Here is an 8,597-nt window from a genome sequence, read left to right on the forward strand (position 1 = left end):
CGATCACCCGCGAGTCAGCGCGTCCACCAGTTGCTCGGCGGTGTCAGAGGCCTCCAGAAGGGCTCCGACGTGCGCTTTTGTCCCGCGAAGCGGTTCGAGCGTCGGGATTCGCACGAGGGATTCTCGACCGAGATCAAAGATCACCGAGTCCCAGGACGCGGCCGCGACAGAGGTCGGGTAGCGCTCCAGGCACCGGCCGCGGAAGTACGCACGCGTGTCCTCAGGCGGAGAGGTGATGGCCGCGCGCACCTCCTCCTCGCTGACCAGGCGTTTCATCGAGCCGCGCGCGACCAGGCGGTTGTAGAGGCCCTTGTCGAGCCGGACGTCGGAGTACTGCAGGTCGACCAGGTTCAGCCGCGCGGAGCCCCACGCGAGGCCGTCGCGCTGCCGGTAGCCCTCGAGCAGCCGCAGCTTGGCGACCCAGTCGAGCCGGTCAGCGCACTCCGCGGGGTCGCGGGCCAGCGCGTCGAGCACCTCGCCCCAGATCCGCAGGACGTCGCGGTCGCCGATGCCCTCCTTCTCCACGAACGCGGTCGCGCGCTCGTGGTAGGCGAACTGGACGTCGAGGCCGGTGAACTTGCGGCCGCCGGTCAGCTCGACCTTCGTCTTCAGCGTCGGGTCGTGGCTGATCTGGTGCACCGCGCGCACCGGGTCGACCAGGCGCAGGTCGTCGAACCGCAGACCGGCCTCGATCATGTCCAGCACGATCGACGTGGTGCCGACCTTGAGGTACGTCGAGTACTCGGCCAGGTTCGCGTCGCCGATGATGACGTGCAGGCGGCGGTACTTGTCCGCGTCCGCGTGCGGCTCGTCGCGCGTGTTGATGATGCCGCGCTTCAGCGTCGTCTCAAGGCCGACCTCGACCTCGATGTAGTCGGCGCGCTGCGAGAGCTGGTAGCCGGCTTCCTCGCCGGACGGGCCGATGCCCACGCGGCCGGAACCGGTGATGACCTGGCGCGAGACGAAGAACGGCGTCAGGCCGGCGATGACGGCGGTGAACGGCGTCGACCGCTGCATCAGGTAGTTCTCGTGCGTGCCGTACGACGCGCCCTTGCCGTCGACGTTGTTCTTGTACAGCTGCAGACGGGGCTGGCCGGGCACGGTGGCGGCCTTCATCGCGGCCTCCTCCATCACCCGCTCCCCCGCCTTGTCCCAGATCACGGCGTCACGCGCGTTGGTGACCTCGGGAGCCGAGTACTCGGGGTGCGCGTGGTCGACGTAGAGCCGAGCGCCGTTGGTGAGGATGACGTTCGCCGCGCCCAGGTCCTCGACGTCGGAGTCGGCGGGGTGCCCGCCGGGCGAACCCAGGTCGAACCCACGCGCGTCGCGCAGCGGCGACTCCACCTCGTAGTCCCAGCGCGCCCGCCTGGCGCGCGGTATGTCCGCCGCCGCCGCGTACGCGAGCACCACCTGTGTCGAAGTGAGCACCGGGTTCGCGGTCGCGTCGCCCGGCACTGAGATGCCGTACTCGACCTCGGTTCCCATGATCCGCCGCATACGCAACACCTTATGACCTGACCCCGGCAACAGCGTGAGGGGAGCTTCGCGTTGAAGCTCCCCTCACCCTATTCACCCGGATGCCCGTCCGGCGGTTCACCCAGACGCAAGTCCAGCAGCTGGACGGATCCTCGAAGCGCCCCGCGAAGGCCCGAATGCCGCGGCCACTGCCAGCACGACGACCGCCGCCGCGCCGATGACCAGCGGCAACACCACCTTCAAGCCCGGCAGCGTCATGTCGATGCCGGTCGACAGGATCGCGATCTCCGCGTAGACGAATCCGAGCACTCCGCCGCCGATGACCCCGACCAGCGCCAACATGATCGCTTCAGCGATGACTCCGCCCTGCAGTCCGCCCCTAGTGACACCCAAGGCGCGCCGTAGTGCGAGCTCCTTGCGGCGTTCCTGCACCGAGATCGTCAGCGCGGTGCCGATACCGGTCACCGCGACCGCCACGGACAACCCGAGCAGCACCATCATCAGCACGGTGCCGAGGTGCATGTACCGGTCCGCCTCCGCGCGCTCGTCCGCGTCCGTCTTCACGATCACCGTCGGGTTGTCCGGCAGCGCGGCCTGGAGGTTCGCCCTGAACTGAGCCGGATCCACCCCCGGCTTCAACGCGACCAGCACCTTTTCGGCCGGTCCCGAGGTCAGGCCGCCGATGATCGGCGTGTACCCGATGAGGGTGCCGGCCACCGTGCCCACGATCTTGTACTGCTTGCCGTCGTTCTCGACGAACGGCCGGTCCGCCCAGTGCTCCGGCACGATCGCGGTACCCGAGGTGAACTGGTCGGCCCCGGACACGTTCTGCGCCTTGAGCCAGGCCTTGAACTGCTCAGGATCGACACCCGAACCGTTCTCGGCCTTGTGCAGCACGACTCCGGCGGCCACCTCCGGCCGCGCGGGGATGACCGGCAACGGCCGCTCCCCCGCGTCCACCACCGTCGCGTCCGGGCGTTCCTCGTTGGCGTACGTGTTCGTCATCTCCTGCGCTCCGCCCAGCACGACCAGGAAGAACGTCACCATCGAACTGGCCAGCAGCAACGGCAGCGCGACCGAGGCCGACCGCTGCGGCATCCTGCGCACCTCGGCGCCCGCGAGCTTCCACTGTGTCCAACGAGTACCGCCGATCTTGCCGAACGCCCTCGCGATGAACGGCACCGTGACCGGGCCGAGGATCCAGAACAGGCCGGTGACAGCGGCGATCGCGGAGAACGTGACGGCGAGCGGAGCGGCGACGGTGCCCTTGGCCGCGATGGCCAGCATCGCGAGCAGCGCCGCGCCACCGGTGAACAGCACGCCGAACACCAGCCGCAGACGGCGGACGGAGCGAGGCGGCACCTCGTTCTCCGCCTCGCGCAAGGCGGCGAGCGGCGACACGCGCGCGGCGTTGATCGCGGGCCGGACAGCCGCCATCACGCTCAACAGCGCGGCAACAACAACTCCGAGGATCACGTACCCGAGCGACGGCAGCAGGTCCGGGCTCAGCTCCACCGCGCCGAACAGCGCGGAGATGCCGGTGACGTCGAACGTCCTGGCCAGCAGCCACGCCATCGGCCCGCCGAGCAACGCACCACCGACGCCCGCCAGCGCACCCGTCACGAACGCCTCGAACAAGCTCCTGCGCACCAATGGCCCGCGCTGGGCACCGATGCACCGCAACAACGCCGTCTGACGCTGGCGCTGGGCATAAACCGCACGGAACGTGGCCGCGGCGACGAACACGGCCGTGGCCAGCGCGAGCACGCTGAACGGCAGCAGGATGAACGTCAGGTCGTTGCCGATCTTGTCGGCGTCCGGAGCCGGGTCCCACACGACGTACGCCGCGCCCGCCGCACTGGCGACGGCATCGCGAGCCCCACCGATGACCCAGACCGCCAAGGTGTTCGGCCGCGGGTCGAGCTTGCGGGCGAGATCGGGGCCGGCGACCATGATCGGCCGCGAGTCCATCCCGCCCTTCTTCATGACACCGCTGACCGTCACGTCGAACGGCTTGCCGTCCGCGGAGGCGAGCTTGATCTTGTCGCCGGGCTTGAGCCCGCGTTCGTACGCGGTGATCTTGTCGACGGCGACCTCGTTGTCGGCGGCAGGCTGCTTGCCTTCCGCGAGCGGCCAGCGCACGAGATCCGGTTGCTGGACCTGCACCTCGGCCCGGTGCTCCCCCGCACGGCCGTTGCTGTCCAACAGGTCCGCCTGGGCTTCCCGCACCGGCACGGCCCTGCCGACCGCGGAGAGCCTGGCCAGCAACGCGTCGTCAAGCTTCGGGCGGTTCGCCTCGTCGGTGTCGGAACCGTACTCGGAGGGTTTGACGTTCACCACGTGCCCCACTGTGGACGGTGTGAGCGGCGCGCCCTCGTCGACCGACCTGGTGAGCGCGTCGCTCAGCACCAGGGCGGCCAGCAGGCACGCCACGCCGACCACGAGCGCGACTCCGGGCAGCAGCGCGCGGCCCGGCCTGGCGCGGAACTCGGCGACGCCGAGCCGCAGGGAAGTGGACACGAATCCTCCTCGGTGACGTCTGACGGTCACGAAGGTAGGAAGGAAGGCGATCAGCGGGCGTCGGACTGGGGTAGCAAGCTCGCGTACGACCACAGGAGGACACGGGGATGATCAACCTCTACGACGAGGACGCGAACGTGATCGGCGAGGTGACCCGCGAACGCATGCGCGCGGAGAACCTCTGGCACGGCTGCGCCACGATCGTCGTGCTGTCCCTGGACGGTGAGCGCGTCTACGTGCACCGCCGCACGGACACCAAGGACATCTTCCCCGGCCTCTACGACTGCACCGCCGGCGGTGTGATCGACGCGGGCGAGACCCCCGACGAGGCGGCCGCCCGCGAGCTGCGCGAGGAACTCGGCGTCAGCACACCGCTCACCCGGCTCTTCCAGACCACCTACGTCGACGACCGCACCCGCTACCACGCGTGGATCTACGAGACGCGCTCCGACGGCCCGTTCACCCACCAGCCGGAGGAGGTGGCCTGGGGCGGGTGGATGGACCTCGACGAGCTGCGCGGCAAGATCGACGACCCCGGCTGGCCGCTCGTTCCGGACGGCAGGGTCATCGGCCAGGAGTGGTTGCGGCGGACTAGTTCCAGCTGAGGGCGGCGCGAGTCTTCCAGTACTGCTCGGCGGGCTCGGCCAGGTCCGGCAGATCCACCCCGATCCGCATCGCGTCCACATTGGACCGCAGCTGCTCCGGGCTCGCCGCGCCCGACAGCACGACGTCCACCCACGGCTGCTGAGCGATCGCCGCCAGCGCGACCGCGTCCGGCCCGACGCCAAGCGCTTTCGCTTGCGCCGCAACCGCTTGCGGCGGCTCGACGACGAGCCGGCCGTTCGCCACTCCTTCCTTGATGATCACGCGCAACCCGGCGTCGTGCGCCTCGGCCAGCGCCGCACCGGCGGAGGTTTCGAGGACGTTCCAGGTGGACTGGACGGACCGGAAGATGCCGAGATCAAGGGCCTTGCGGATGGCGTCGGCCTGTCGCGGGCCGGACGTCGAGAAGCCCAGCGGGACACCGATAGCGACCATCGCCTCCTGCAACGCCTTGTCCTCGAACAGCGGGCTGTCGACGGTCAGCGAGTGCACCTGGTAGAGGTCGACGCGCGGCAGCAATGCACGAGTCTCCTGCCACTGCTGGGTGAAACGGGCCAGCGAGTGCTCCTTGACCTCGTGCACCTCGGCGTCGGGCCGCCAGTCCGCGGTGTAGGCGTACCCCCACTTGCTGGAGATCGTCACGTCGTCGTGGCCGGGCAGCCACGACGACAGGAACTGCTCGGAGAGCCCGTACGAGCGGGCCGCGTCGACCCAGCGAATCCCCAGCTCGTAGGCCGTGTCGAGCACGCGATGGCACTGCGCGCGCATCGAGTCCACGTCGCGATGAGCGGGCAACGCGTCCTCACGACCGAGGTTGATGTACGCGGGACGACCGAGCGACGCGAGACCGAGAGCGAGTTGTGCCATGCCGACAACCGTAAACGGCGGCCCCGAAGGACCGCCGTTCACGTGACCCGCCGGGGTCGGAACTGCTGACAGATCAGAAGTCGTCCGGCGTGCGGGTGCGCTCACGCACCCAGACACCGGCCGGCTTCAGCACACCGGTACCGCTGAAGTTGCTGCCGGAGCAGGTACCGCCCTTGAACACCGCACCGGAACGGCTGTCGTCGGAGAAGTTCCAGTTGGTCCACGAGATCTTCTTGCGGGCCATCAGGTCGATGAACTTCTGCGACGTCGTGAAGTCGTTCCCGCCGTCACCGGACGCGGTCTGCGTGCCGAACTCCGTCACGAACACCGGCACCTGGCTGGAGACCGTGTCGAGAGCCTTGACGTAGGAGTCCTTGTGCGAGTTCGCGTAGAAGTGGAACGTGTACATCAGGTTCGAGGCGTTGACCTTGTTCCGGCTGACCTCGTTGATGTCCTTGCCGTCGGACAGGCCGAACGTCGACCAGCCGTGCGTGCCGATGAGCACCAGGCTGTCCGGGTCCTCCGCGCGGATGGTCGGGATGACAGCCTCCGCGTACTGCTTGACCTTCGCCCACGACACGCCGTTCGGCTCGTTGGCCATGTCGTAGATGATGTTGGTCTTGTCCTTGTGCCGTGCCGCGATCTCCTTGAAGAAGGTCTTGGCGCGCGCGGTGTTGTAGTTCGGGTCGCCTGGCGAGAGCTGGTGGAAGTCGACCAGCGCGTACAGGCCGCGCTTGGTGGCTTCCTCGATGTAGCCGTGCACCATGTCGGTGAACTTGCGAGGGTTGGTCTCGTAACCACCCTCCTGCACATACATCGCGATGCGCAGAACGTCGGCCTTCCAGTCGTTCGCGAGCGCGTCGAGCGACGCGGTCTTGATGCACTGGGAGTACCACTGGATGCCGTGGGTGCTCATGCCGCGCAACTGGATCGCTTTGCCGTTCTTGTTGCACAGCTGCACACCGCAGACCTTCAGCTGGCCGTTGACCGCCGCGGGCGAACCCGGCGGAAGCGCGGCGGCGGAGACGTCACCCGCGGGTGCGGCAGCGACTGAACTGCCTGCCATCACACCGGTCAGCGGGAGCACGACTGCCGCGGCGAGCGCCACCACAGACTTCTGCCAAGCCATTCAGCGTCTCCTCTCGGACTTGCTGGCGGCGGATTAGTTAGGGAAGTTTCCTTACCGATTAAAGGTATAGATGACCATAAAGGGACCCTCAGAGTGCGTCAAGCGTCTCGTCGCAGAAGAGTCACCATTCCGGTACCGAGCGTCACCAGTACGTAAATGATCAAAGCTGCGACGGCCGCCACCGGACTCAGCGGCGCGTCCTCGACGACCCCCGCCACCTCGTAGACCAGGTACGGCACCATCACGCCGGAGGCGTCCATGTTCCACGGCTCCGGCAGCATCGGCGTGATCGCCGGCAGGCCCCACAGCAACACGCCGACCACCACGATCGCGACAGCCGTCGAGCGCAGGGCGAGGCCCAGCCCGAGGCCGATCAGACCTGTCACCACGATCGACAGCACCGCAGCACCGAACCACGGCAGCACGTCGCCCAGGCTCTCCCAGGGCGTGATCGGCGCGGGCCGGTCCCCCATGATCAGCCGGCTCGCGCCGATGCTCAGCGCGAGCGCGACGGCACCGACCACCACGGACGTGGTGGCGACGAGCGCGGATTTGGCCGCGAGCAAGCGTTTCCGGTCCGGCACGGCGGTCAGCGCGGTCAGCCTCGGGTCGGAGGTGGCCACGAGCGCGCCGAGCGCGGCGACGCAGAACTGGATGACCGGGTTGATCACCACGCTGGCGTCGGCGGAGGCGAACCGTGCCTGTTCCGAGGCTGGAGTCGTGTCGTAGTCCTGGACCATCAGCCACGAGATCGTCGCGCCGAACGCGATCATCAGGCCGATGGCCACCAGGAGCCCGTACGGCGCCCGTACCGTCCGGAGCTTCAGCCACTCCGCGGCGAACGCGTTTGTCACAGTCCCCTCCCGGAGGTGAGTTCGAGGTAGGCGTCCTCCAGAGAACCGTTCTCCGTCAACGCCTCCATCGGTGTCTGCTTGACCAGCTGTCCTCTTGCGACGATCACGACCTCGTCCGCGGTGAGCGCCATCTCGCTCATCAGGTGGCTGGACACGAAGACCGTGCGCCCTTCTTCGGCGAGACCGCGCATGAGGTCGCGGATCCACCGCACACCTTCGGGATCCAGGCCGTTGACCGGCTCGTCGAACATCAGGATCTGCGGATCGCCGAGCAGTGCGGCCGCGACGCCCAGCCGTTGCTTCATGCCGAGGGACAGCGCCCTGATCCGCTTGTTCCGCACGCCTCCCAGGCCGACCTGCTCCAGCAGCTCCACCACGCGCTGCTGGCTGATGCCGTTGCTCGCCGCGAGCCAGCGCAGGTGGTCCAGCGCCTTTCGCCCGTGGTGCACGGCCCCTGGATCCAGCAACACACCGACGTGCCGCAGCGGCTGGTCGAGGCGGTCGTACCGCCTGCCACCGACCAGCGCCTCGCCGCGCGTGGGCCGATCCAGTCCCACGATCATCCGCATCGTCGTGGACTTGCCGGCTCCGTTGGGCCCCAGGAAGCCCGTGACCAGCCCTGGCTGGACGGTGAACGACAGATCGTCGACCGCCGTCGTGTCCCCGTACCTCTTCGTCAGGTTCCGCACCTCGATCATGGCGACGAGCTTGGGCCGGATCGGTGTCCCGCGGATCGGACCGCGGTCCGACCTCCGCAATCGGACCGTGGTCCGAGGCGCCCCCGCGCCGGCGTCGTTACCGTCATCGGCGTGATCAGGAAACTGCACCTCTACCTCGTCGACGTGGCCGCCGCGCTGGTGATCGCGGTGCTCGTGGGGTACGCCGTGGTGGAACACCAGGACCGGCCCTGGTGGCTGGTCGTGCCCGCGGTCGTGGGTGTCGCACTGCCCGTCGCCGTGCGCCGGTTGTGGCCGGTGACGACGCTCGCCATGATCACGGCGGCCACGGCGGCCGTCGTGATCGGCCAGGTGGTGCCGGTCCAGGCGCTCGGCGCGCCGATCGCCGCGATCTGCTTCGCGCTGTACACCGTGGCGGTGGAGCGCGACCTCCGCTGGTCGCTCACCGGCCTCGCGGTGGCGGTGGTCGCG

At 68.6% G+C, this 8,597-nt stretch carries 7 protein-coding genes and 1 pseudogene; 2 read left to right on the plus strand and 6 right to left on the minus strand.

Annotation, left to right across the window (positions count from 1 at the left end; all coding sequences use genetic code 11):
* Window positions 1-3: 3 nt before the first annotated feature.
* Window positions 4-1,497, minus strand: a complete 1,494-nt coding sequence (dop, locus tag FXN61_RS22560; RefSeq protein ID WP_167976036.1) for a depupylase/deamidase Dop — start codon at window positions 1,495-1,497, stop codon at window positions 4-6.
* A gap of 96 nt (window positions 1,498-1,593) precedes the next feature.
* Complete coding sequence (locus FXN61_RS22565; protein ID WP_167976037.1) at window positions 1,594-3,996, minus strand: FtsX-like permease family protein; 2,403 nt, start codon at window positions 3,994-3,996, stop codon at window positions 1,594-1,596.
* A 107-nt stretch (window positions 3,997-4,103) separates the two neighbouring features.
* Between FXN61_RS22565 and FXN61_RS22570 the strand changes: the two genes are divergently transcribed.
* Complete coding sequence (locus FXN61_RS22570) at window positions 4,104-4,601, plus strand: NUDIX hydrolase (protein WP_167976038.1); 498 nt, start codon at window positions 4,104-4,106, stop codon at window positions 4,599-4,601.
* Here the strand turns inward: FXN61_RS22570 and FXN61_RS22575 are convergent.
* The 4 genes and pseudogenes from FXN61_RS22575 to FXN61_RS22590 all read right to left on the minus strand — a co-directional run.
* Window positions 4,588-5,466, minus strand: coding sequence for an aldo/keto reductase (locus FXN61_RS22575; RefSeq protein ID WP_167976039.1), 879 nt, complete (start codon window positions 5,464-5,466; stop codon window positions 4,588-4,590). The genes FXN61_RS22570 and FXN61_RS22575 overlap by 14 nt on opposite strands.
* Window positions 5,467-5,539: 73 nt before the next feature.
* Window positions 5,540-6,595 (minus strand): glycoside hydrolase family 5 protein, encoded by a 1,056-nt coding sequence (locus tag FXN61_RS22580; RefSeq protein ID WP_167976040.1) that lies wholly within the window; start codon window positions 6,593-6,595, stop codon window positions 5,540-5,542.
* Between the two features lie 98 nt (window positions 6,596-6,693).
* Window positions 6,694-7,449, minus strand: a complete 756-nt coding sequence (locus FXN61_RS22585) for an ABC transporter permease (protein WP_167976041.1) — start codon at window positions 7,447-7,449, stop codon at window positions 6,694-6,696.
* A 50-nt stretch (window positions 7,450-7,499) separates the two neighbouring features.
* Window positions 7,500-8,147 (minus strand): annotated as a pseudogene (locus FXN61_RS22590) (ABC transporter ATP-binding protein); the annotation flags it as partial.
* 111 nt (window positions 8,148-8,258) lie between these two features.
* Between FXN61_RS22590 and FXN61_RS22595 the strand changes: the two are divergent.
* On the plus strand, window positions 8,259-8,597 hold a 339-nt coding region (locus FXN61_RS22595; RefSeq protein WP_376770703.1), incomplete at its 3' end, for a DUF7134 domain-containing protein.

Origin of the sequence: Lentzea indica (genome assembly GCF_012184385.1) — a bacterium.
GTDB lineage: Bacteria > Actinomycetota > Actinomycetes > Mycobacteriales > Pseudonocardiaceae > Lentzea > Lentzea indica.